Here is a 21,863-nt window from a genome sequence, read left to right as displayed (position 1 = left end):
GACAGAACGGCTGGCCTCAGCTTTTTGCAGTTTTTTTGCCATGGGAGCCAACTGACATGGAGCGTCTGACACGCATTTTGGCCGCACTGACCCGCTGGGGGCTGGGGCTGTGTGCGTTGGTCTTGGTGGCGTTGGCGTTATATGTCAGCCTCGGCCGAGAGCTGACCCCGCTGGTGGCCGAGTACCGTGCCGAAGTCGAAGCCAAAGCCAGCGCGGCCTTGGGCATGCCGCTGAACATCGGCGAGCTGGAAGGTAGCTGGAGCGGTTTTGCTCCGATCATGCTGGCTCACGACGTGATGGTCGGCGAGGGTGCCAATGCCCTGCGTCTGGATCAGGTGCGCGTGGTGCCGGATCTGTGGGCCAGTCTGATGGCTCGTGAAGTGCGCGTCGCTCATCTGGAACTCAGCGGCCTGAAGATCAGCCTCAAGGAAGGTGAGGACGGCCATTGGGCGCTGGAAGGTTTACCGGTGCAGCAGGATCAGCCGCTGGATCCTGAGCAATTGCTCAATCGCATGCAGATGGTTCAGCAACTGTCGGTACTCGATAGCCAAGTCACTTTGCAGCCACTGCAAGAGCAACCGCTGACCCTGACTTACGTCGGACTGAGTCTGAAAACCGGCGTCTCCCGCCAGCGACTCGACGCCCGTTTGACCCTGCCTGACGGGCAGCCGGTGGCCATCAGCCTGCGTACCCGTCTGCGCGCCAGCGAATGGAAAGACGGCGAGGCTGAAGCTTATTTGAGCCTGCCGCAAAGCGACTGGTCGAAATGGTTGCCTGAGCGCTTGACCCAACAATGGAATTTTTCCGAGTTCAAGGCCGGCGGCGAGCTTTGGGTGAACTGGAACAAGGGCGCCCTGCAGAGTGCGGCGATTCGCTTGAACGCGCCGCAACTCAAGGGCGCGTACGCCGAGCGCAAGCCGATCCAGATCAACAACCTGGCGCTCAACGGCTATTTCCAGCGCAGTTCCGAAGGCGCACTGATCACCCTGGATTCGCTGGCCATGAACCTTGGCGAGACCCGTTGGGAATCGCATCTGCAACTCAAACAGACCAAGGCCACAGAAAAGTCTGAAGAGCTTTGGCACCTGCAAGCCGACCGCCTCGACCTCACCCCGGTCACCCCGATATTGAATGCCTTGGGACCGCTGCCCGAAGGCGTTGCTACGGCCGTCGAGCGACTCAAGGTGACCGGTGGCCTGCGCAACGTGCTGATCGACTTCCGACCCAATGCCACCGACGACAGCAAATTCAGCTTTGCCGCCAACCTGGATCGGGTCGGCTTCGATGCCTATCACGGCGCACCGGCGGCGCGAAATGTCAGTGGCAGCATCAGCGGCGATCTGGGTAGTGGTGAGCTGCGCATGGACAGCAAGGACTTTTCCCTGCACCTGGACCCGATCTTTGCCAAACCATGGCAGTACATTCAGGCCAATGCCCGTCTGACCTGGAAACTCGATAAAGAAGCCTTCACCTTGATCGCGCCATACCTGAAGGTGCTGGGCGAGGAGGGCAAGATTGCTGGCGACTTCCTTATTCGTCTGCATTTCGACCACACCCAGGAAGACTACATGGACCTGCGGGTCGGTCTGGTGGACGGCGACGGTCGTTACACCGCCAAGTACTTGCCGACGATGCTCAGCCCCGGGCTGGACGAATGGCTGCGTACGGCGATTCTCAAAGGTGCGGTGGACGAAGGCTTCTTCCAGTACCAGGGTTCGCTGAACCATGGGGCCGCCGACACAGCCCGCAGCATCAGCCTGTTCTTCAAGGTTCACGATGCCGAACTGGCCTTCCAGCCAGGCTGGCCACATGTCAGTAATGTCACGGGTGACGTATTTGTTGAAGACAGCGGTGTGCGGATCCTGGCCAGCAAGGGCCAACTGCTCAATACCCAGGTCAATGACATTTACGTCAATATTCCCCGTGCGCCAGCGGGGCAAAGCGTCCATCTGTTCCTCGATGGCGGATTTGCCGGCGGGTTGGGCGATGGCCTGAAGATTCTCCAGGAAGCGCCGATCGGCACCGCCGCCACCTTTGCCGGCTGGGAAGGCGAGGGCGATCTGCGAGGCAAACTGAAACTGGACATTCCATTGGTCAAAGGCGAACAGCCAAAGATCCTCGTCGACTTCAAGACCGCCAAGGCTCGCCTGAAACTGGCTGAGCCAACCCTGGAGCTGACTCAGCTCAAGGGCGATTTCCGTTTCGACAGCACCAAGGGTTTGAGCGGGCAAAACATCACCGCGCGAGCCTTTGATAAACCGGTTAGCGCGCAGATTTTCGCCGAGGGCAGCCCCGGCAACCTCAAGACTCGCGTCGTCGGCTATGGCCAGGTCGAGGTCAAGAAACTGACTGACTGGCTGAGTGTTACTCAGCCGTTGCCAGTGTCCGGTGTGATCCCTTATCAGCTGCAACTGAACCTTGACGGGGCCGACAGTCAATTGATGGTCAGCTCCAACCTGAAGGGTGTAGCAGTCGATTTGCCGGCGCCTTTCGGCATGACGGCCGATGTCGGCCGCGACACCACATTCCGAATGACCTTGCAGGGGGCGGAGCGGCGCTACTGGGTCAACTACGGTGAGCTGGCTAACTTTACGTTTGCGGCACCGCCCGGCAATTTTGCCGATGGGCGCGGCGAGTTGTTCCTGGGGGGCGGCAATGCCGTGCTACCTGGCGCTAAAGGCTTGCGAGTGCGCGGTGTGCTGTCGGAACTGGATGTCCGCCCCTGGAAGGACCTGGTCGACAAATACGCCGGCCAGGATCCGGGCGGCAACGCCAAGCAGTTGCTGAGCAGCGCGGACTTCAAGGTCGGCAAACTCAGCGGTGTCGGCACCACGCTCGATCAGGCGTCGGTGCAGTTGAACCGCAAACCTGCCGCGTGGGCTTTGCAACTCGACAGTCAGCAGGTCAAGGGCAGTGCCGGCATCCCCGACGCGAAAGGCGCGCCCATTGCGATCAATCTGCAATACGTGCGTTTGCCGGCACCAGACCCCACGGTCCTGGCCGACGAAAATTCGCCGGATCCGCTGGCCTCGGTGGATCCGACGAAGATCCCGGCACTGGATATCACCATCAATCAGCTGTTCCAGGGCAAGGACCTCGTCGGAGCGTGGTATCTGAAAGTCCGTCCGACCGCCAAGGGCATTGCGCTTAACACGCTGGATCTGGGCCTCAAGGGCATTCTCCTGCAGGGCAGCGGCGGTTGGGAAGGTGTGCCCGGTTCCAGCAGCAGTTGGTACAAGGGCCGGATCAGCGGCAAGAATCTCGCCGATGTGTTGAAGGGCTGGGGTTATGCGCCAAGTGTCACCAGTGAAGAGTTTCATATGGATGTCGATGGTCGCTGGCCGGGTTCTCCGGCCTGGCTGGCCAGCAAGCGGTTCTCCGGCACCCTTGATGCATCGCTCAAAAAAGGCCAGTTCGTTGAAGTCGAGGGCAGCGCCCAGGCCTTGCGGGTATTTGGCCTGCTGAACTTCAACTCCATTGGTCGCCGGCTGCGACTGGACTTCTCCGATCTGTTCGGCAAAGGCTTGAGTTATGACCGGGTCAAAGGCCTGCTCGTCGCGACCAACGGCGTTTACGTGACCAAGGAGCCGATCCAGATGACCGGTCCGTCGAGTAATGTTGAACTCAACGGCACGTTGAACCTGGTGGGTGACCAGATCGATGCCAAGTTGCTGGTGACGTTGCCTGTGACCAACAACCTGCCGATTGCCGCGCTGATCGTCGGCGCGCCGGCTATTGGTGGTGCGCTGTTCCTGATCGATAAGCTGATCGGTGACCGTGTGGCGCGTTTCGCCAGCGTCCAATACACGGTCAAGGGGCCGTGGAAAGAGCCGAAGATCACCTTCGACAAGCCTTTTTGACTGTCTTTTTGAAAAGCCATGCACGGGGCCGATGGAGTAGCATGACCACACAGAGCGGCGCAGATCTCCTGTAGCAGCTGGCGAAGCCTGCGTTCGGCTGCGCAGCAGTCGTAAAATCAGACACCGCGGTCTTTCAGATAAACCGTGCATCCCGGATTTACGACTGCTGCGCAGCCGAACGCAGGCTTCGCCAGCTGCTACAGGTCGGTGTACAGATTTCAAGAAGGAAAGGCCATGTCTGTAGCGGTGATTCAAATGGTCAGCCAGAGCGATGTGCTGGCCAATCTGGCCCAGGCCCGTCGGCTGCTCGAGCAAGCGGCAGCCGGTGGTGCGCAACTGGCTGTGCTTCCGGAAAATTTCGCCGCCATGGGCCGTCGCGACATTGCCGACATCGGCCGCGCCGAGGCGTTGGGCGAAGGCCCGATCCTGCCATGGTTGAAACAGGCCGCCCGTGACCTCAAGTTATGGATCGTGGCCGGCACATTGCCGTTGCCGCCGGTGGATCAACCGACGGCCAAAGTGCATGCCTGCTCGCTGCTGGTGGATGATCACGGCGAAACCGTTGCACGGTATGACAAAGTGCACCTTTTCGATGTCGATGTGGCGGACAATCGCGGGCGTTATCGCGAATCCGATGACTATGCTTATGGCAGCGGGGTAGTCGTGGCGGACACGCCCGTCGGTCGAGTCGGGCTGACGGTGTGTTACGACCTGCGCTTCCCGGAGCTGTACAGCGAATTACGCGCCGCCGGTGCAGAGTTGATTACCGCGCCGTCGGCCTTTACCGCGGTGACCGGCGCAGCGCATTGGGAAATACTGATTCGCGCGCGGGCCATCGAAACCCAATGTTATGTGCTCGCGGCCGCCCAGGGTGGGACGCATCCGGGGCCACGAGAAACCTTTGGTCATGCCGCGATTATCGACCCGTGGGGACGTGTGCTGGCGCAACAGGATCAAGGCGAGGCCGTGCTGCTGGCCGAACGCGATAGCAGCGAACAGGCGTCCATCAGGGCGCGGATGCCGGTGTCCAGTCACCGGCGCTTTTTCTCGCAGGGCGCCCGGCGACCTGCCTCAGAACGATGAATTTAAGGCGTAAAGCATATGAGCGAGTTGTTGTCCTCAGTCAGTGAACACCTCCTGGCGCCCGGCGGCGTAACCATCGAGAGCCTGCAAGGTGTGCTTGGCGATCTGGCCGGCCCGGGCATCGATGCGGCCGACCTGTATTTCCAGGGGCAGATTTCCGAGTCGTGGGCGCTGGAAGACGGGATCGTCAAGGAAGGCAGCTTCAATCTCGACCAAGGTGTCGGTGTGCGTGCGCAATCGGGTGAGAAAACCGGTTTTGCCTACAGCAATGCCATTACCCTCGAAGCCCTCGGCGCCGCGGCCCGTGCTGCACGTTCGATCTCCCGCGCCGGTCAGAACGGCGCGGTGCAAGCCTTCACCACTCAGGATGTCGCCCAGTTGTACGGGCCGGATAATCCACTGGAAGTGATGAGCCGTGCCGAGAAGGTCGAACTGCTCAAGCGTATCGACGTCGCGACTCGCGCCCTCGACCCGCGTATCCAGCAAGTCACCGTAAGCATGGCCGGCGTCTGGGAACGAATCCTCGTGGCCTCGACCGACGGCGGCCTGGCTGCCGATGTACGGCCGCTGGTACGTTTTAACGTCAGCGTGATCGTCGAGCAGAACGGTCGCCGTGAGCGCGGCGGTCATGGCGGTGGCGGTCGTACCGATTACCGTTATTTCCTCAGCGATGACCGCGCCATGAGCTATGCCCGTGAAGCGCTGCGTCAGGCGTTGGTGAATCTGGAAGCCATCCCTGCGCCGGCCGGCACGTTGCCGGTGGTATTGGGTTCGGGCTGGTCCGGCGTGCTGCTGCACGAAGCGGTCGGCCATGGTCTGGAAGGCGATTTCAACCGCAAGGGCAGTTCGGCCTACAGCGGGCGCATGGGCGAAATGGTTGCGTCCAAGCTCTGCACCATCGTCGATGATGGCACGCTGGCCGGTCGTCGCGGCTCCCTGAGCGTCGATGATGAAGGCACGCCGACCGAGTGCACGACGTTGATCGAAAACGGCGTACTCAAAGGCTATATGCAGGACAAACTCAACGCCCGCCTGATGGGCGTGGCCCGTACTGGCAACGGTCGTCGCGAATCCTACGCGCATCTGCCAATGCCGCGCATGACCAACACCTACATGCTGGCGGGCGAAAGCGACCCGGCAGAAATCATCGCCTCGGTGAAACGCGGCATCTACTGCGCCAACCTCGGCGGCGGGCAGGTGGACATCACCAGCGGCAAATTCGTGTTCTCCACCAGCGAGGCGTACCTGATCGAAGACGGCAAGATCACGGCCCCGGTCAAGGGCGCGACATTGATCGGTAACGGTCCGGAAGCGATGAGCAAGGTGTCGATGGTCGGTAACGATCTGGCGCTGGACAGCGGCGTGGGGACGTGTGGCAAGGATGGGCAGTCGGTGCCGGTGGGTGTCGGCCAGCCAACGCTGAAAATCGATGCGATCACTGTGGGTGGCACAGGATCTTGAGGGATGGAGCTTTGGGTGAACCGCTTGGCGGCTCACCCGAGAAGGGACTTAACGCAGACCGCGTTGAGTCTCGTCCAGCTCACGGATGTACTTGAAGATTTTACGGCTCGATGCCGGTGGCTTGTTGGTCGCCAGTTCGTGCTGGGCCTGACGGATCAGGGAGCGCAATTGTTGACGATCAGCCTCCGGGAAGTCGACCACGAACTTCTCCAGGACCGCATCGTCGCCCGCGATCAAGCGATCGCGCCAGCGTTCCAGGCCATGGAAACGTTCGTTGTACTGCCGAGTGGAGGCATCGAGTTGATCGAGCAGCGTCAGAATGGCGTCAGTGTCCTGATCGCGCATCAGTTTGCCGATGAACATAAGGTGCCGTTTACGCGCGATATTCGCGGTGTGCTTGGGCGCATCAGCCAGTGCCCGGCGCATAGCGTCGGTCAACGGCAGTTTTGCCAGCAAGTCAGGCTTGAGCGTTGTAAGGCGCTCGCCGAGGTCAACCAGAGCATGAAGCTCGCGTTTAACCTGGGATTTGCTTTTTTCTCCCGTATCGAGGGAGTCGTCGTAAGAATCAACCATGGTGGCCGTCCGCAAAGAAACGCCGCCATGATAACCAGTCGGGGGCCGCTTGTCCGGCCCGGTCGCTCGAAGGCCCTAGCCGAAAGCAGAATTTGAGTGGAGAACAGCATGAGTGCAGTTGAAAGCGTCGGCCCACAAGCGTTGCCGGCACTGCAAGAACAAGTCGAGCAGATCATCGCTGAAGCCAAGCGCCAGGGCGCCAGTGCCTGTGAAGTGGCGGTGTCCCTGGAGCAGGGCCTTTCCACCTCCGTGCGTCAGCGTGAAGTCGAAACCGTCGAATTCAACCGCGATCAGGGCTTTGGCATCACCTTGTACGTCGGTCAGCGCAAAGGCTCGGCCAGCACGTCCGCCAGCGGTCCGGAGGCGATTCGCGAAACCGTCGCCGCCGCCCTGGCCATCGCCAGGCACACGTCAGAAGACGAGGCTTCGGGCCTGGCGGATGCCGCCCTGATGGCGAAAGATCTGCAGGATTTCGACCTGTTCCACCAATGGGACATCACCCCGGAGCAAGCCATCGAGCAGGCCCTGGCCTGTGAAGCGGCGGCGTTCGCCACGGACAGCCGGATCAAGAACGCCGACGGCACCACCCTCAGCACCCATCAGGGCTGCCGTGTCTACGGCAACAGCCACGGTTTTATTGGCGGTTACGCGTCGACCCGGCACAGCCTGAGCTGCGTAATGATCGCCGAGGCCGACGGCCAGATGCAGCGCGATTACTGGTACGACGTGAACCGTCAGGGCAATTTGCTGGCCTCTCCAGAGAGCATCGGCCAGCGTGCCGCGCAACGGGCGGCGAGCCGTCTGGGCGCACGTCCGGTTCCGACCTGCGAAGTGCCGGTGCTGTTTTCCGCGGAGTTGGCCGGTGGCTTGTTCGGCAGTTTCCTCTCGGCGATTTCCGGCGGCAGTCTGTATCGCAAATCCTCATTCCTTGAAGGGACGTTGGGGCAGAAACTGTTCCCGGAATGGCTGACCATCGATGAGCGTCCGCACCTGATGCGAGCCATGGGCAGTTCTGCATTCGATGGTGATGGGCTGGCCACTTACGCCAAGCCGTTCGTCGAAAAAGGCGAGTTGGTTTCCTACATTCTCGGCACGTACTCCGGCCGTAAGCTTGGAATGCCGAGCACCGCCAACGCTGGCGGCGTGCACAACCTGTTCGTCACCCATGGCGACGAAGACCAGGCAGCCTTGCTGCGCCGCATGGGACGCGGCCTGCTGGTGACTGAATTGATGGGCCAGGGCCTGAACATGGTTACTGGCGATTACTCCCGTGGCGCGGCGGGTTACTGGGTCGAGAACGGCGAAATCCAGTTTGCGGTCCAGGAAGTGACCATCGCCGGCAACATGCGTGACATGTTCAAGCAGATCGTTGCGGTCGGTAATGACCTGGAACTGCGCAGCAACATTCGTACAGGTTCGGTGCTGATCGAGCGGATGACGGTGGCGGGTAGCTAACCCGTACCGACACACAAAAAGGCGTGCCACCCATTGGGTGGCGCGCCTTTTTTTATTGTTGCTGCACGATCCCCAGTGGGAGCGGGCTTGCTCGCGAAGGGGACTTCACATCCAACATTTTTGTTGGCTGGTAAACCGCCTTCGCGAGCAAGCCCGCTCCCACAATAAGCACTGAGCGTTTTGCTACTCTTGTGTTGGTTCTCATTATCATCTAATAATAAATCTCATTACCGAATGAGCCCGGATCATGAGTTCTGCCTTGCACGAGCAGCCTTACCTCGAAAGCTGGCGCTGGATGAGTCGCCAGATCCGTTGCGCGATGGACCCTGATGAACCTCGCCTGATCGAACATTACCTGGCTGAAGGCCGGTATCTCGCCTGCTGCACGGCAACCTCGCCCTGGACCATCGCCGAAACTTCTTTCCGTCTGTTGCTCGACACCGCCGCCGATGTCGCGCTGCCCTGGCACTGGCGAACCTACTGCCTGGATCAGGCCTGGCGGCCGTTGCGCGATCTGGAACGCCTCTCATTGTGCAAGTGTCGCCTCAAGCGCTGGCAGAGCTACACCTGGCAACTGGCGACCTGCGAGTTGCAGCCCTCGATTCCTCTCATAGAACTGGTGCAAGGATTTACAGATGACCAAGACTCGTATTGAGCGCGACAGCATGGGCGAGCTCCAGGTCCCGGTGGACGCCCTTTATGGCGCGCAGACCCAGCGTGCGGTGGATAACTTCCCCATCAGCGGCAAACCGATGCCCGTGCAGTTCATTCGTGCGCTGATCCTGGCGAAAGCCGCCGCTGCCCGAGCCAACGTCGAGCTCAAGCAAATCAGCGAGTCCCAGGGCAAAGCCATCGTCGATGCGGCACTGGGCCTGCTTCAGGACGACTTCATGCAGCACTTCCCGGTGGATATTTTCCAGACCGGTTCCGGCACCAGTTCGAACATGAACGCCAACGAAGTGATCGCCACCCTGGCCAGCCGCCTGCTCGGTGAGCCGGTGAACCCCAACGATCACGTGAATTGCGGCCAAAGCAGCAACGACATCATCCCAACCACCATCCACGTCAGTGCCGCGTTGGCTTTGCATGAGCAATTGTTGCCGGCACTGGTGGGTCTGGTTCAGGTGATCGAGCGCAAGGCCGATGAGGTTCATCACCACGTCAAAACCGGCCGCACTCACCTGATGGACGCCATGCCGGTGCGCATGAGCCAGGTGCTCAACGGTTGGGCGCAGCAGCTCAAGGCCAACATCGGTCATCTGAACGATTTGCTGCCGAGTCTGCAATCCCTGGCTCAGGGCGGCACGGCGGTGGGCACAGGGATCAACGCTCACCCACAATTCGCAGCGCGTTTCAGTGAGCAACTGAGCAAGCTGACCCAGGTGCAATTCAAACCGGGTGAGGATCTGTTTGCGCTGATCGGCTCTCAGGACACGGCGGTCAGTGTTTCCGGTCAGCTCAAGGCCACGGCCGTTTCGCTGATGAAAATCGCCAACGACCTGCGCTGGATGAACTCCGGCCCGTTGGCCGGTCTTGGTGAAATCGAACTCGAAGCCTTGCAGCCGGGCTCTTCGATCATGCCAGGCAAGGTCAACCCGGTGATCCCGGAAGCGACGGCCATGGTCGCCGCACAGGTCATCGGTAACGACACGGTTATCACCATCGCCGGTCAATCGGGCAATTTCGAGCTGAACGTGATGCTGCCGATCATCGCCCAGAACCTGCTGAGCAGCATCGAGTTGCTGGCCAACTCCAGCCATTTGCTGGGTGAAAAAGCCATCGCCAGCTTCAAGGTCAACGAAGCCAGGCTCAAGGAAGCGTTGTCGCGTAACCCGATTCTGGTCACCGCACTCAACCCGATCATTGGTTACCAAAAAGCCGCGGAGATCGCCAAGAAGGCCTATCAACAAGGCCGGCCGGTGATCGATGTCGCTCTGGAACACACCGACCTGACGCGCAGCCAACTGGAAGAGTTGCTCAATCCAGAGAAGCTCACCGCAGGCGGCGTGTAATCACCGCTACCGCTTTGGAGGCTCACCATGGAGCACTGGAAACGCACGATCGAAAGGGCTAATCGTTGTTTCATGCTGGGCGAACTGGTCGATGCCCGCGAGGCTTACTTGCAGGCATTGGCCCTGGCCCAGGTGTTGTTCGAGCGCTGGGCGGATGCCGACGAAGCGGTGGCAGCCTGCGTGATTTCCCACCACAACCTGGCAGACCTGCATTTGCGTCTGAACCAGCCGGAGGAGAGCGCCGAGTACCTGTGCGCCATCCATCAGCGATTGTTGCAGACCATGCAGGATCCACGACTGGCGCCCGCCCTGCGTGAAGCAGCGTTGCGCCAGAGCAGCAAAACTTACGTCGAGCTGCTGAATTTCATCAGCGAACACGGCGAATACCCGCGTACGCATCGACTGCTGCACATCGATGCCGCCTCGCCTGTGCCCCTACATCACGGAGTTCATTGAAATGGCTTTTACCTTGCCTGCCTTGCCCTACGCCTACGATGCCCTGGAACCGCACATCGATGCGCAGACCATGGAAATCCACTACACCAGGCACCACCAGACCTACATCAACAACCTCAACGCTGCGGTCGAAGGCACCGAGTTTGCCGAATGGCCGGTGGAGAAACTGGTGTCTGCGGTCCAGCAGCTGCCGGAGAAGCTGCGCGCGGCGGTGATTAATCAGGGCGGCGGGCACGCGAACCATTCGCTGTTCTGGAAAGTAATGGCGCCCAACGGCGGCGGCGAGCCCGAAGGCTCACTGGCGGCGGCGATCGACGAGCAACTGGGCGGCTTGAGCAGCTTCAAGGAAGCCTTCACCAAAGCCGCGCTGACTCGTTTCGGCAGCGGCTGGGCGTGGCTCAGTGTGACGCCGCAAAAGATGCTGGTCGTTGAAAGCAGCGGCAATCAGGACAGTCCATTAATGAACGGCAATACGCCCATCCTCGGCCTGGATGTCTGGGAGCACGCGTATTACCTGCAATACCAGAACCGTCGCCCGGAATACATCAACGCGTTCTACAACGTGATCAATTGGCCTGAAGTCGCTACGCGCTATCAGGCTGCACTGGTTTAAGACTTCTGCAAAAGCAATCCAGGGCTGGCTATGAGCACTGAAACACTGGCGATCGGTAGTGGACGAATGTTTCGTTACGCGTTCGGATCGCTGTTACTGCTGGCAGGCATGACGTTGTTGGTGGCTCAAGGCCTGGCGTGGCTGGACCTTGAGCCGAAACTGCTGCGCGCGTTGCAAGGCGGGGCGATCTGCGCCTTGGGCACAGCCTTGGGCGCGGTGCCCGTGCTGGTCATTCGACGGATGCCTCAAGTGCTCAGCGATACGCTGCTCGGCTTTGGGGCCGGGGTGATGCTCGCAGCGACAGCGTTTTCGTTGATCGTTCCGGGGATCACTGCCGCTGAAAGCTTGGGGCTGACGCCTTGGGCGGCCAGCGGACTGATCAGTTTCGGCATCATGCTGGGGGCGTTTGGATTGTTCCTGGTGGATCGCAAGGTGTCGGGTGCATCGCCGGAAATGCTCGTAGGCACGCTGGAACGACCGGTCATCCCGCCGCGAATCTGGTTGTTTGTGTTTGCGATCATTGCCCACAACATCCCCGAAGGCATGGCGGTCGGTGTGTCAGCGGGAGGTGGCATGTCCGACGCCGATAGCCTGGCCATGGGCATCGCCTTGCAGGATGTGCCGGAAGGTCTGGTGATCGCGTTGGTACTGGCCGGGGCAGGGATGTCGCGGGTCAAGGCGTTCCTGATCGGAGCTGCGTCAGGTCTGGTCGAGCCGGGCTTTGCGTTGTTGTGCGCCTGGCTGGTGAGCCTGGCCGAATTGTTGTTGCCCTTGGGGTTGGCGCTGGCGGCCGGGGCAATGTTGCTGGTGGTCACCCATGAAGTCATTCCCGAGTCGCGCCGCAATGGTCACGACAAGCTTGCAAGTCTCGGGTTGCTGATCGGGTTTTGCTTGATGATGGTGATGGATACGGCGTTGGCTTAGCGCGGATATGTAGCAGCAGGCTTCGCCGGCTGCTACAGGGCGAGGTGTTATTCGCCTTCGCCGAAGTAGTCATTGATCAAATTCACCAATGCCTGCAGCGCCTCATCAGCCTGTTCGCCTTCGGTGCTCAGGTGGATTCTGGTGCCCTTGCCCGCAGCGAGCATCATCATTGCCATGATGCTTTTTCCGTCGACCGTGGATTCCGGCGTGCGTCCTACCCTGATCGTGCAATTCTTGAACTCACCGGCGACGCCAACGAATTTTGCAGAAGCGCGGGCATGCAGGCCCAGCTTGTTGATGATTTCAATTTCCAGAGCAGGCATCGCGGTGTGAATCCTTTAGCTGAGGTCGCGGTGGCGAACCTGGACGTTCTTCAGGGATTTTTGCAGGGCCTGGCCCAGACGTTCGGTCAGGTAGACGGAGCGGTGATGGCCGCCGGTGCAGCCAATGGCAATGGTGACATAAGCGCGGTTGCTGGCGGCAAAGCGGGGTAGCCACTTTAACAAGTAGGTGGAGATGTCCTGGAACATCTCTTCGACGTCCGGCTGTGCCGCCAGGTAATCGGCAACCGGTTGGTCGAGACCCGATTGATCGCGCAACTCTGGCTTCCAGTAAGGGTTCGGCAGGCAGCGCACGTCGAACACCAGATCAGCGTCCACCGGCATTCCACGCTTGAAGCCGAAAGATTCCACCAGGAACGCCGTACCGGATTCCGGCTGGTTCAACAGGCGCAGCTTGATGGTATCTCGCAGTTGATACAGGTTCAGGTTGGTGGTGTTTACCTTGAGATCGGCGAGATCGGCAATCGGCCCGAGCAGGGCGGTCTCATCGTTGATGGCCTCGGCCAGCGAGCGATTGGAATTGCTCAGCGGGTGACGACGGCGGGTTTCCGAGAAACGCTTGAGCAAGGTTTCTTCGTCGGCGTCCAGATAAAGCACATCACACTGGATATGCCGGCTGCGCACTTCTTCCAGCAGTTCGGGAAAACGCGACAAGTGACTCGGCAAGTTGCGCGCATCGATCGATACGGCCACCAGCGGTTGCGCCAGCTCAGTATGGATCAGCGCACGTTCGGCCAGTTCCGGCAGCAGGCCGGCGGGCAGGTTGTCGATGCAGTAGAAGCCGTTGTCCTCGAGAACATCGAGTGCGGTACTTTTACCTGAGCCGGAACGGCCACTGACGATGATCAAGCGCATGATTAATGACCGTTTTGCTCGTCCAGGACAACCTGATACAAGGCTTCATTGCTCGGGGCGCTGCGCAGCTTTTCGCGCACTTCCTTGCGGTCGAGCATGCTGGCGATCTGGCGCAGCAACTCCAGGTGCGCATCGGTAGCGGCTTCCGGGACCAGCAGAACGAACAGCAGGTCAACCGGGGCGCCGTCGATGGCGTCGAAATCGATGGGTGCATCAAGGTGCATCAGGGCGCTGATGGGCGAGGTACAGCCCTTCAGGCGGCAGTGGGGAATGGCAATGCCGTTGCCAAAGCCGGTTGAGCCGAGTTTTTCACGGGCAATCAGAGCCTCGAAGACATCTTGCATCTCCAGATCCGGTACTTCTTTATGGATAAGGTTGGCAATTTGCTCGAGGGCTTTCTTTTTACTGCCGCCCGGCACGTTCACGAGGGAACGGCCGGGGGTCAGGATGCTTTCAAGTCGGATCATGGGTAGGGAGTGTTAACGACCGGTCGCGCCCTGGAGGAGGCTTTGGGTCTTTTCCTTATGCTTTTTGAGTTGTTTATCCAGCTTGTCGGTCAGTGCGTCGATCGCCGCGTACATATCGGTATGCTCCGCGTTTGCGACCACTTCATTGCCGGGAATATGCAGCGTGGCTTCGATTTTCTGCTTGAGCTTTTCGACCGTCATCGTGACCTGCACGTTGGTGATTTTGTCGAAATGCCTCTCTAATCGTTCGAGTTTTTCGCCGATGTAAGTGCGAAGAGGTTCGGTCACTTCCAGTTGGTGTCCACTGATGTTGACTTGCATACAGCTTCTCCTTCGTTGCCAGTGCATAAAGCGGCAGGCAGAAATACCTGCCACTGGAACGCTGTGGCGTGGCTCTACATCAACCGCTTGCGTTCGCTCGAAGGCGCGATCCCGAGGGATTCGCGGTACTTGGCGACGGTGCGGCGAGCCACCTGAATGCCTTGTGCCTCCAGTAAACCAGCGATCTTGCTGTCACTCAACGGCTTTTTCTGATTTTCCGCGGCAACCAGTTTTTTGATGATCGCGCGGATTGCCGTGGACGAGCATTCACCGCCCTCGGAGGTGCTGACGTGGCTGGAAAAAAAGTATTTCAGTTCATATATGCCCCGTGGGGTATGCATGAATTTTTGCGTGGTTACCCGTGAAATCGTCGACTCGTGCATCCCTACCGCTTCGGCGATGTCATGCAGGACCAGCGGTTTCATGGCTTCGTCGCCGTATTCAAGGAAACCGCGCTGATGCTCGACGATTTGCGTGGCCACTTTCATCAGGGTTTCGTTGCGGCTTTGCAGGCTCTTGATGAACCAGCGGGCTTCTTGCAACTGATTGCGCATGAAGGTGTTGTCGGCGCTGGTGTCGGCGCGGCGCACGAAGCCGGCGTATTGAGCGTTGACCCGCAGTCGTGGCACGGATTCCTGGTTCAGCTCCACCAGCCAGCGCTCGTTGTCCTTGCGTACGATCACGTCGGGAACGACGTATTCGGCTTCGCTGGACTCGATTTGCGAGCCTGGGCGCGGGTTGAGGCTCTGCACCAGTTCAATCACCTGACGCAGTTCGTCTTCCTTGAGCTTCATGCGACGCATCAGCTGGCTGTAATCGCGACTGCCGAGCAGGTCGATGTACTCGGTGACCAGGCGTTTGGCCTCGACCAGCCAAGGTGTCTTGGCGGGCAATTGGCGCAATTGCAGCAGCAGGCATTCGCCCAGGTTACGGGCGCCGATACCGGCAGGTTCGAATTGCTGGATACGGTGCAGGACGGCTTCGATTTCGTCCAGTTCGATGTCCAGTTCCGGGTCGAAGGCTTCGAGAATCTCCTCGAGGGTCTCGTCCAGGTAGCCCTGATTGTTGATGCAATCGATCAGGGTCACGGCGATCAGGCGATCGGTGTCGGACATCGGCGCCAGGTTCAGTTGCCACAGCAGGTGGCTTTGCAGGCTTTCGCCGGCCGATGTCCGGGTGGTGAAGTCCCACTCGTCGTCATCGTTGCTCGGCAGGCTGCTGGCGCTGGTCTGGTAGACGTCTTCCCATGCGGTATCGACGGGCAGTTCGTTGGGGATGCGCTCGTTCCAGTCACCTTCATCGAGGTTATCAACCGTCGGGGCGGTTTCCTGGTAGGAGGGTTCCGAAACATCGGCGTTGGGTAGCTGTTCGGCTTTGTCGGCCAAGGGGTCGGCGTTATCGAAGTCGTCGCCTTCTTCCTGGCGTTCGAGCATCGGATTGGACTCCAGGGCCTCCTGGATTTCCTGTTGCAGGTCCAGGGTCGACAATTGGAGCAGGCGGATGGCCTGTTGCAGCTGCGGTGTCATCGTCAGCTGCTGGCCCATTCTCAAGACTAGCGATGGTTTCATGGCAGGGGCTTAACACCTTATTCGCCGGCGCACATGCGCCATCCACTACAGGGCGCCGGAGCGCCAAACATAAGCAAATTATATGCCCGAAACTGCAGCGTTTGCCTAGAGCGCTGTAACAATAAAAAAATGTTGATTTTTTATCGAGACAAGCGCCCGGGCAACCAGCCAGACACCTGAGTGCTTACAGGCGGAACTCATGGCCCAGATACACTTCCTTGACCAGGTCGTTGGCCAGGATGGTGGCAGAGTCACCTTCGGCGATCAGCTGGCCATCGTTGACGATGTAGGCGGTTTCGCAGATATCCAGGGTTTCACGGACGTTGTGGTCAGTGATCAGCACACCAATGCCCTTGGCCTTGAGGTGATAGATGATCTGCTTGATGTCGCCCACCGAAATCGGGTCCACGCCGGCGAATGGTTCGTCGAGCAGGATGAATTTCGGGTTGGTAGCCAGTGCCCGGGCGATCTCCACGCGGCGGCGTTCACCACCGGACAGGCTCATCCCGAGGTTGTCGCGGATGTGGCTGATGTGGAATTCCTGCAGCAGACTTTCCAGCTCCTGGCGACGACCGGCCTTGTCGAGTTCCTTGCGGGTCTCGAGGATCGCCATGATGTTGTCGGCTACCGAGAGTTTGCGGAAGATCGATGCTTCTTGCGGAAGATAGCCGATGCCGGCCTTCGCACGACCGTGCATAGGCTGGTGACTGACATCCAGGTCGTCAATCAGTACGCGGCCCTGATCGGCCTGTACCAGGCCGACAATCATGTAAAAGCAGGTGGTCTTGCCGGCGCCGTTGGGACCCAGCAGGCCGACGATCTGACCGCTGTCGATCGACAGGCTGACGTCACGCACGACCTGGCGGCTCTTGTAGCTCTTGGCCAGATGCTGAGCTTTCAGAGTTGCCATTACTGGGCCTTTTGCTCGTCGGTTTTCTTCTTCGGCTGGATCACCATGTCGATGCGCGGACGCGACTCGGTAACCTTGTTGCCCGTCGCACGACCGGCGCTGGCAAGCTTTTTCACCGTGTCGTAGACGATTTTCTCGCCTTGGGTGACGTTGTTGTCCTTGTCGATGACTTTGGCGCGATCGATCAGTACGACGCGGTTTTGCGAGGCGTGGTACTGGATGGTCACTCCGTAGCCCTGAACCGGCTTGGTGTCGCCAGCCGTCTGCATCTGCTCGAAGTAGGCCAGATTGCCCACCGATGTCACCACGTCGATGTCGCCGGCCGGCGTGCGGGTGATGGTCACAGTATTGCCTTTAACGATCATCGAGCCCTGGGTAATGATCACGTCACCTTTATAGGTGGCAACACCATTCTTGTCGTCCAGCTGGGCATCGTCGGCCTGGATGCGGATAGGCTGCTCTTGATCGTTCGGCAGAGCCCAGGCGCTCACGCTTCCCAGTGCTGCGCTCAGACCGAGCAAAATAGGGAGGGTTTTAACGAGCCTCATACTGTCCTCTTACGTTCGATAGCAGGTGTATCCTGCTTTCTTTCAAATACGCTTTCATTCCCTTGCCAGTCGACACACCACCAGCGCCGTCGATTCTAACGGGTTGCTCGGTCTGCGCATATTGCTGCTGCGGGAACACTGTCATGCGGGTGGTGGTAATCAGGGTCTTGCGGTTTTTCTCGTCGAAGCGCGTGATGCGCACCGAGTCAATCAGTTCGACCTGGGTGCCGTCGGGGTTCACTTCGCCGTGCTCGCTCTGCACATGCCATGGGAACTCGGTGCCGCGGAACATGTTCAGGTCGGGGTTGGTCAACAGCGTCACTTCGGTGGCTTTCAGGTGTTCAACCTTGTCGGACGTCATTTCGTATTGCAGTTTGCCGTCCGGCAGATATTGCACGCTGTGGGCGTTGATCGCGTAATAGTCGATCGCCGTTTCATCGATCTTTGCCACCGGCTTGTCGAGGAAGCGTTCCGGGCTGATGTTCCAGTAGCCGACCGCGGCGAATATCGCTGCGATGCAACCGAACACCAGGAATTTGCGAATCTTTTTGCTCAGCATAGTTGGCTCACAGGTACGCGGCGTTTGCCGCATCGAGGCGGCCCTGCGCGCGCAGGATCAATTCGCAGAATTCGCGAGCGGCACCCTCGCCGCCGCGGGCCTGGGTGATGCCGTGGGCATGTTCACGGACGAAACTGGCAGCGCTTGCCACCGCCATGCCCAGGCCGACGCGGCGAATCACCGGCAGGTCCGGCAGGTCGTCACCGAGATAGGCGACTTGCTCATAGCTTAGGTTGAGTTGGGCAAGAAGCTCGTCCAGCACCACCAGTTTGTCTTCGCGCCCCTGGTACACGTGTGGAATACCGAGGTTCTTCGCGCGTCGCTCGACCACCGGGGTCTTGCGGCCGCTGATGATAGCGGTCTGCACGCCAGCTGCCATCAACATCTTGATGCCTTGGCCGTCGAGGGTGTTGAACGTCTTGAATTCGCTGCCGTCTTCGAGGAAGTACAGGCGTCCGTCGGTCAGTACGCCATCGACGTCAAAAACTGCCAGTTTGATGTTCTTGCCGCGTTGCAGCAGGTCGGTGCTCATCACATTACTCCTGCGCGCAGCAGATCGGACAGGTTGAAGGCGCCGATCGGTCGGTCCTCCTTGTCCACCACCACCAGCGCGTTGATTCGATGGTCTTCCATGATTTTCAGAGCCTCGGCTGCGAGCATGTCGGCCCGGGCGGTCTTGCCGTGGACGGTCATGACCTCGTCGATGGTCGTATGGTGGATGTCGATGGTCCGGTCAAGGGTGCGGCGCAAGTCGCCGTCGGTGAAGATCCCGGCCAGTTTGCCGTCGGCCTCCACGATCGCGGTCATGCCCAGGCCCTTGCGGGTCATTTCCATCAAGGCGTCCTTGAGTAGCGTGCCACGTTGCACCTGGGGCAGTTCTGCGCCGGCGTGCATGACGGTTTCCACTTTCAGCAGCAGGCGTCGGCCAAGCGCGCCGCCAGGGTGGGAAAAGGCGAAATCTTCGGCGGTAAAACCGCGGGCTTCCAGCAGCGCAACGGCCAGGGCGTCGCCCATGACCAGCGCGGCGGTGGTCGACGAGGTCGGTGCCAGGTTGAGCGGACAGGCTTCATGCTCGACATGCACGTTGAGGTTGACCTCGGCAGCCTTCGCCAGCGGTGAGTCAGGATTGCCGGTCATGCTGATCAATTGAATGCCCAGGCGTTTGATCAGCGGCAGCAGGGTGACGATTTCATTGGTAGAGCCGGAGTTCGACAGCGCCAGGATGATGTCGTCGCGGGTGATCATGCCCATGTCGCCGTGGCTGGCTTCGGCCGGGTGCACGAAAAAGGCCGTGGTGCCGGTGCTGGCCAGGGTGGCGGCGATCTTGTTGCCGATGTGCCCCGATTTGCCCATGCCGACCACGACCACGCGCCCTTTGCTGGCCAGAATCATCTCGCAAGCGCGTACGAAATCTGCGTCGATACGGGGCAGCAAGCCTTGTACGGCTTCCAGTTCGAGGCGGACGGTGCGTTGTGCTGATTGAATCAGGTCGCTGGATTGGCTCATGTCAGAAATCGTATAGCCTGATGAAAAGGCGGCGATTATAACGGTAATGATCGAAACCCTCACGCAAGTTCGTCGCGCTTTGTCATTCCCTGTTACCGAATACGCCCAAATAGAAGCTTTTACCCCTTCATGTTGCTCAACATGGCCTGGCTTGGGCCTTGGGCGCTTGGCCTTTGCAGTGATATAGTTCGCCGCCAGTTCGGCCTGCCCGGGAGGTATGTGCTTTCGCCAGAAAGCCAGGCGTCCGAGTGAGAGGCTGCATCGCAAGGAGTTTAGATGAGTGCCGATAAAGCCTACGCGGTCGAGCTGAAGGGACTGACCTTCAAGCGCGGAACGCGCAGCATTTTCAATAACGTCGATATACGTATCCCGCGCGGCAAGGTCACCGGCATCATGGGCCCTTCCGGGTGTGGCAAGACTACGCTGCTGCGGCTGATGGGCGCACAGTTGCGGCCCACCAAAGGCGAAGTCTGGGTCAATGGACAGAACCTGCCGAAACTGTCGCGCAGTGACCTGTTCGATGCGCGAAAGCACATGGGCGTGCTGTTTCAGAGTGGTGCGCTGTTCACCGATCTCGATGTGTTCGAGAACGTTGCCTTTCCGCTACGCGTTCATACCGAGCTGCCGGAAGAAATGATCCGGGACATCGTCCTGCTCAAATTGCAGGCAGTGGGCTTGCGTGGCGCCATCGACCTGATGCCTGACGAGTTGTCCGGCGGCATGAAACGTCGTGTCGCTCTGGCCCGGGCGATTGCCCTCGATCCGCAAATCCTCATGTATGACGAGCCCTTTGTCGGCCAGGACCCCATCGCCATGGGTGTGCTGGTGCGCCTGATCCGCCTGCTCAACGATGCGCTGGGCATCACCAGTATCGTGGTCTCCCACGACTTGGCCGAGACTGCGAGCATCGCCGATTACATCTATGTCGTCGGCGAAGGCCAGGTATTGGGGCAGGGCACTCCCGAGGAACTGATGAACTCGCAGGAGCCACGCATCCGTCAATTCATGACAGGCGAGCCTGACGGTCCCGTCGCCTATCACTTTCCAGCGACGGATTACCGCGCAGATCTTCTGGGGAAGCGTTGATGCGCAAGATTTCACTGATAGAACGGGTTCGCAGGTTCGGCCACTCTGGCATTGACGTGCTGGGAGTGTTCGGCCGTTCGGCGATATTCCTGTTTCATGCCTTGCTTGGCCGTGGCGGCATTGGCGGCGGTTTTGGCTTGCTGATCAAGCAACTGCATTCGGTGGGCGTGATGTCCCTGGTGATCATTGTGGTCTCCGGGGTATTCATCGGCATGGTGCTGGCGCTGCAAGGCTTCAATATTCTGTCCAGCTACGGTTCGGAGCAGGCGGTCGGCCAGATGGTTGCGCTGACGCTGTTGCGCGAACTGGGGCCTGTGGTCACGGCATTGCTGTTCGCCGGGCGCGCCGGTTCGGCTTTGACTGCCGAAATCGGCAACATGAAGTCCACCGAGCAGTTGTCCAGTCTGGAAATGATTGGTGTCGACCCGCTCAAGTACATCATTGCCCCGCGCCTGTGGGCCGGCTTCATTTCCCTGCCGGTGCTGGCGATGATCTTCAGCGTGGTGGGCATCTGGGGTGGTTCGTGGGTGGCCGTCGACTGGCTGGGGGTCTATGAAGGTTCCTACTGGTCCAACATGCAGAACAGCGTGACCTTTGCTGACGATGTGCTCAACGGCATCATCAAAAGCATCGTTTTCGCCTTTGTCGTGACCTGGATTGCCGTATTCCAAGGCTATGACTGCGAGCCCACTTCCGAGGGGATCAGTCGTGCCACTACCAAGACCGTGGTGTATGCCTCTTTGGCTGTACTCGGCCTGGACTTTATTCTGACCGCCTTGATGTTTGGAGATTTCTGATGCAAAACCGCACCCTGGAAATCGGTGTCGGCCTTTTCTTGCTGGCTGGCATCCTGGCTTTGCTGTTGCTGGCGTTGCGGGTAAGTGGCCTGTCCCCGAGCGCAACCACCGACACTTATAAACTTTATGCGTATTTCGACAATATCGCCGGTTTGACTGTCAGAGCTAAAGTGACCATGGCCGGTGTGACCATCGGCAAGGTCACGGCAATCGATCTGGACCGCGACAGTTTCACCGGCCGAGTGACCATGCAGCTGGAAAAACGCGTAGATAACCTGCCGACTGATTCCACTGCATCTATCCTGACCGCTGGCCTGTTGGGCGAGAAGTACATTGGTCTCAGCGTGGGCGGCGAAGAAGGCTTGCTCAAGGATGGCTCAACCATCCACGACACACAGTCGTCGCTGGTACTCGAAGACCTGATCGGTAAATTTCTGCTCAATACCGTTAGTAAAGACGCCAAATGAG

General features: G+C 59.5%; 23 protein-coding genes. 12 read left to right on the top strand and 11 right to left on the bottom strand.

Going from position 1 to position 21,863, the window contains the following annotated elements; translation table 11 throughout:
• Positions 1-56 precede the first annotated feature (56 nt).
• The 3 genes from ACQ4OB_RS25615 (at position 57) to tldD (ending at position 6,404) form a co-directional block, all read left to right on the top strand.
• Positions 57-3,860 (top strand): YhdP family protein, encoded by a 3,804-nt coding sequence (locus ACQ4OB_RS25615; RefSeq protein WP_430956698.1) that lies wholly within the window; start codon positions 57-59, stop codon positions 3,858-3,860.
• 234 nt (positions 3,861-4,094) lie between these two features.
• The gene (locus ACQ4OB_RS25610; protein WP_430956697.1) at positions 4,095-4,943 is read left to right on the top strand and encodes a carbon-nitrogen hydrolase family protein; all 849 of its coding nucleotides are present in this window, start codon (positions 4,095-4,097) and stop codon (positions 4,941-4,943) included.
• An 18-nt stretch (positions 4,944-4,961) separates the two neighbouring features.
• A complete protein-coding gene (tldD, locus tag ACQ4OB_RS25605) occupies positions 4,962-6,404 on the top strand; it encodes a metalloprotease TldD (RefSeq protein ID WP_076028647.1) in 1,443 nt (480 codons plus the stop codon).
• A gap of 48 nt (positions 6,405-6,452) precedes the next feature.
• On the opposite strand, the gene yjgA is transcribed toward tldD, so the two are convergent.
• Positions 6,453-6,977 carry a ribosome biogenesis factor YjgA gene (gene yjgA / locus ACQ4OB_RS25600; protein WP_074873785.1) on the bottom strand — a complete coding sequence of 175 codons (525 nt, stop codon included), beginning with the start codon at positions 6,975-6,977 and terminating at the stop codon, positions 6,453-6,455.
• Between the two features lie 108 nt (positions 6,978-7,085).
• Between yjgA and pmbA the strand changes: the two genes are divergently transcribed.
• The 6 genes from pmbA to ACQ4OB_RS25570 all read left to right on the top strand — a co-directional run bounded on the left by pmbA (position 7,086) and on the right by ACQ4OB_RS25570 (position 12,437).
• Complete coding sequence (gene pmbA, locus ACQ4OB_RS25595; RefSeq protein ID WP_076028646.1) at positions 7,086-8,432, top strand: metalloprotease PmbA; 1,347 nt, start codon at positions 7,086-7,088, stop codon at positions 8,430-8,432.
• A 247-nt stretch (positions 8,433-8,679) separates the two neighbouring features.
• Positions 8,680-9,087, top strand: a complete 408-nt coding sequence (locus tag ACQ4OB_RS25590; protein ID WP_074873786.1) for a FagA protein — start codon at positions 8,680-8,682, stop codon at positions 9,085-9,087.
• A complete protein-coding gene (locus ACQ4OB_RS25585) occupies positions 9,068-10,444 on the top strand; it encodes a class II fumarate hydratase (protein ID WP_074873787.1) in 1,377 nt (458 codons plus the stop codon). Before ACQ4OB_RS25590 ends, ACQ4OB_RS25585 begins: the two co-directional genes overlap by 20 nt.
• Before the next feature lie 27 nt (positions 10,445-10,471).
• A complete protein-coding gene (locus ACQ4OB_RS25580; protein ID WP_074873788.1) occupies positions 10,472-10,900 on the top strand; it encodes a hypothetical protein in 429 nt (142 codons plus the stop codon).
• A gap of 1 nt (position 10,901) precedes the next feature.
• A complete protein-coding gene (locus tag ACQ4OB_RS25575; protein ID WP_430956696.1) occupies positions 10,902-11,513 on the top strand; it encodes a superoxide dismutase in 612 nt (203 codons plus the stop codon).
• Between the two features lie 30 nt (positions 11,514-11,543).
• The gene (locus ACQ4OB_RS25570; RefSeq protein WP_430956695.1) at positions 11,544-12,437 is read left to right on the top strand and encodes a ZIP family metal transporter; all 894 of its coding nucleotides are present in this window, start codon (positions 11,544-11,546) and stop codon (positions 12,435-12,437) included.
• A 47-nt stretch (positions 12,438-12,484) separates the two neighbouring features.
• Here ACQ4OB_RS25570 and ACQ4OB_RS25565 read toward each other — a convergent pair whose 3' ends face one another.
• The 10 genes from ACQ4OB_RS25565 to ACQ4OB_RS25520 all read right to left on the bottom strand — a co-directional run bounded on the left by ACQ4OB_RS25565 (position 12,485) and on the right by ACQ4OB_RS25520 (position 19,512).
• Entirely contained in the window at positions 12,485-12,760 is a 276-nt protein-coding gene (locus ACQ4OB_RS25565; protein WP_102615078.1) for an HPr family phosphocarrier protein, read from the bottom strand.
• 15 nt (positions 12,761-12,775) lie between these two features.
• On the bottom strand, positions 12,776-13,633 hold the full coding sequence (rapZ, locus tag ACQ4OB_RS25560; protein ID WP_076028641.1) for an RNase adapter RapZ: 858 nt from the start codon (positions 13,631-13,633) through the stop codon (positions 12,776-12,778).
• Positions 13,634-13,635: 2 nt separating this feature from the next.
• On the bottom strand, positions 13,636-14,100 hold the full coding sequence (gene ptsN / locus ACQ4OB_RS25555; protein WP_056742951.1) for a PTS IIA-like nitrogen regulatory protein PtsN: 465 nt from the start codon (positions 14,098-14,100) through the stop codon (positions 13,636-13,638).
• Positions 14,101-14,112: 12 nt separating this feature from the next.
• Positions 14,113-14,421 carry a ribosome hibernation-promoting factor, HPF/YfiA family gene (gene hpf / locus ACQ4OB_RS25550; protein ID WP_007941242.1) on the bottom strand — a complete coding sequence of 103 codons (309 nt, stop codon included), beginning with the start codon at positions 14,419-14,421 and terminating at the stop codon, positions 14,113-14,115.
• Positions 14,422-14,495: 74 nt separating this feature from the next.
• Positions 14,496-15,989 (bottom strand): RNA polymerase factor sigma-54, encoded by a 1,494-nt coding sequence (locus ACQ4OB_RS25545; protein WP_074873793.1) that lies wholly within the window; start codon positions 15,987-15,989, stop codon positions 14,496-14,498.
• 184 nt (positions 15,990-16,173) lie between these two features.
• Positions 16,174-16,899, bottom strand: a complete 726-nt coding sequence (gene lptB / locus ACQ4OB_RS25540; protein WP_008150757.1) for an LPS export ABC transporter ATP-binding protein — start codon at positions 16,897-16,899, stop codon at positions 16,174-16,176.
• Positions 16,899-17,447 carry a lipopolysaccharide transport periplasmic protein LptA gene (gene lptA, locus ACQ4OB_RS25535; protein ID WP_046052886.1) on the bottom strand — a complete coding sequence of 183 codons (549 nt, stop codon included), beginning with the start codon at positions 17,445-17,447 and terminating at the stop codon, positions 16,899-16,901. Before lptA ends, lptB begins: the two co-directional genes overlap by 1 nt.
• The gene (gene lptC, locus ACQ4OB_RS25530) at positions 17,434-18,006 is read right to left on the bottom strand and encodes an LPS export ABC transporter periplasmic protein LptC (RefSeq protein WP_046052887.1); all 573 of its coding nucleotides are present in this window, start codon (positions 18,004-18,006) and stop codon (positions 17,434-17,436) included. The genes lptA and lptC overlap by 14 nt, the downstream gene beginning before the upstream one ends.
• A 7-nt stretch (positions 18,007-18,013) precedes the next feature.
• A complete protein-coding gene (locus ACQ4OB_RS25525; RefSeq protein ID WP_076028639.1) occupies positions 18,014-18,538 on the bottom strand; it encodes a KdsC family phosphatase in 525 nt (174 codons plus the stop codon).
• On the bottom strand, positions 18,538-19,512 hold the full coding sequence (locus ACQ4OB_RS25520) for a KpsF/GutQ family sugar-phosphate isomerase (RefSeq protein WP_074873795.1): 975 nt from the start codon (positions 19,510-19,512) through the stop codon (positions 18,538-18,540). The genes ACQ4OB_RS25525 and ACQ4OB_RS25520 overlap by 1 nt, the downstream gene beginning before the upstream one ends.
• 276 nt (positions 19,513-19,788) lie before the next feature.
• On the opposite strand from ACQ4OB_RS25520, the gene ACQ4OB_RS25515 reads away from it, so the two are divergent.
• Genes ACQ4OB_RS25515 through mlaD form a run of 3 tightly spaced genes read left to right on the top strand, consistent with a single transcriptional unit; the run spans position 19,789 to position 21,862 of the window.
• Positions 19,789-20,598: an ATP-binding cassette domain-containing protein gene (locus ACQ4OB_RS25515; RefSeq protein ID WP_046045860.1), complete on the top strand. Its 810-nt coding sequence runs from the start codon at positions 19,789-19,791 to the stop codon at positions 20,596-20,598.
• The gene (gene mlaE / locus ACQ4OB_RS25510) at positions 20,598-21,395 is read left to right on the top strand and encodes a lipid asymmetry maintenance ABC transporter permease subunit MlaE (protein ID WP_008150745.1); all 798 of its coding nucleotides are present in this window, start codon (positions 20,598-20,600) and stop codon (positions 21,393-21,395) included. The genes ACQ4OB_RS25515 and mlaE overlap by 1 nt, the downstream gene beginning before the upstream one ends.
• Positions 21,395-21,862 (top strand): outer membrane lipid asymmetry maintenance protein MlaD, encoded by a 468-nt coding sequence (gene mlaD / locus ACQ4OB_RS25505; protein ID WP_008150743.1) that lies wholly within the window; start codon positions 21,395-21,397, stop codon positions 21,860-21,862. The genes mlaE and mlaD overlap by 1 nt, the downstream gene beginning before the upstream one ends.
• Position 21,863: the final 1 nt, after the last annotated feature.

Origin of the sequence: Pseudomonas sp. ES4 (assembly GCF_050586665.1) — a bacterium.
In the GTDB taxonomy this organism is placed as follows: domain Bacteria; phylum Pseudomonadota; class Gammaproteobacteria; order Pseudomonadales; family Pseudomonadaceae; genus Aquipseudomonas; species Aquipseudomonas frederiksbergensis.
The sequence above is the reverse complement of the archived record's forward strand: the minus strand, read 5'-3'. Positions and strand labels throughout refer to the sequence as shown.

What these genes read in the sequence shown, in the direction of transcription:
- ACQ4OB_RS25615 (WP_430956698.1), top strand. Translation starts at nt 57, where the DNA reads ATGGAGCGTCTGACACGCATTTTGGCCGCACTGACCCGCTGGGGGCTG.
- ACQ4OB_RS25610 (WP_430956697.1), top strand. Translation starts at nt 4,095, where the DNA reads ATGTCTGTAGCGGTGATTCAAATGGTCAGCCAGAGCGATGTGCTGGCC.
- tldD (WP_076028647.1), top strand. Translation starts at nt 4,962, where the DNA reads ATGAGCGAGTTGTTGTCCTCAGTCAGTGAACACCTCCTGGCGCCCGGC.
- yjgA (WP_074873785.1), bottom strand. Translation starts at nt 6,977, where the DNA reads ATGGTTGATTCTTACGACGACTCCCTCGATACGGGAGAAAAAAGCAAA.
- pmbA (WP_076028646.1), top strand. Translation starts at nt 7,086, where the DNA reads ATGAGTGCAGTTGAAAGCGTCGGCCCACAAGCGTTGCCGGCACTGCAA.
- ACQ4OB_RS25590 (WP_074873786.1), top strand. Translation starts at nt 8,680, where the DNA reads ATGAGTTCTGCCTTGCACGAGCAGCCTTACCTCGAAAGCTGGCGCTGG.
- ACQ4OB_RS25585 (WP_074873787.1), top strand. Translation starts at nt 9,068, where the DNA reads ATGACCAAGACTCGTATTGAGCGCGACAGCATGGGCGAGCTCCAGGTC.
- ACQ4OB_RS25580 (WP_074873788.1), top strand. Translation starts at nt 10,472, where the DNA reads ATGGAGCACTGGAAACGCACGATCGAAAGGGCTAATCGTTGTTTCATG.
- ACQ4OB_RS25575 (WP_430956696.1), top strand. Translation starts at nt 10,902, where the DNA reads ATGGCTTTTACCTTGCCTGCCTTGCCCTACGCCTACGATGCCCTGGAA.
- ACQ4OB_RS25570 (WP_430956695.1), top strand. Translation starts at nt 11,544, where the DNA reads ATGAGCACTGAAACACTGGCGATCGGTAGTGGACGAATGTTTCGTTAC.
- ACQ4OB_RS25565 (WP_102615078.1), bottom strand. Translation starts at nt 12,760, where the DNA reads ATGCCTGCTCTGGAAATTGAAATCATCAACAAGCTGGGCCTGCATGCC.
- rapZ (WP_076028641.1), bottom strand. Translation starts at nt 13,633, where the DNA reads ATGCGCTTGATCATCGTCAGTGGCCGTTCCGGCTCAGGTAAAAGTACC.
- ptsN (WP_056742951.1), bottom strand. Translation starts at nt 14,100, where the DNA reads ATGATCCGACTTGAAAGCATCCTGACCCCCGGCCGTTCCCTCGTGAAC.
- hpf (WP_007941242.1), bottom strand. Translation starts at nt 14,421, where the DNA reads ATGCAAGTCAACATCAGTGGACACCAACTGGAAGTGACCGAACCTCTT.
- ACQ4OB_RS25545 (WP_074873793.1), bottom strand. Translation starts at nt 15,989, where the DNA reads ATGAAACCATCGCTAGTCTTGAGAATGGGCCAGCAGCTGACGATGACA.
- lptB (WP_008150757.1), bottom strand. Translation starts at nt 16,899, where the DNA reads ATGGCAACTCTGAAAGCTCAGCATCTGGCCAAGAGCTACAAGAGCCGC.
- lptA (WP_046052886.1), bottom strand. Translation starts at nt 17,447, where the DNA reads ATGAGGCTCGTTAAAACCCTCCCTATTTTGCTCGGTCTGAGCGCAGCA.
- lptC (WP_046052887.1), bottom strand. Translation starts at nt 18,006, where the DNA reads ATGCTGAGCAAAAAGATTCGCAAATTCCTGGTGTTCGGTTGCATCGCA.
- ACQ4OB_RS25525 (WP_076028639.1), bottom strand. Translation starts at nt 18,538, where the DNA reads ATGAGCACCGACCTGCTGCAACGCGGCAAGAACATCAAACTGGCAGTT.
- ACQ4OB_RS25520 (WP_074873795.1), bottom strand. Translation starts at nt 19,512, where the DNA reads ATGAGCCAATCCAGCGACCTGATTCAATCAGCACAACGCACCGTCCGC.
- ACQ4OB_RS25515 (WP_046045860.1), top strand. Translation starts at nt 19,789, where the DNA reads ATGAGTGCCGATAAAGCCTACGCGGTCGAGCTGAAGGGACTGACCTTC.
- mlaE (WP_008150745.1), top strand. Translation starts at nt 20,598, where the DNA reads ATGCGCAAGATTTCACTGATAGAACGGGTTCGCAGGTTCGGCCACTCT.
- mlaD (WP_008150743.1), top strand. Translation starts at nt 21,395, where the DNA reads ATGCAAAACCGCACCCTGGAAATCGGTGTCGGCCTTTTCTTGCTGGCT.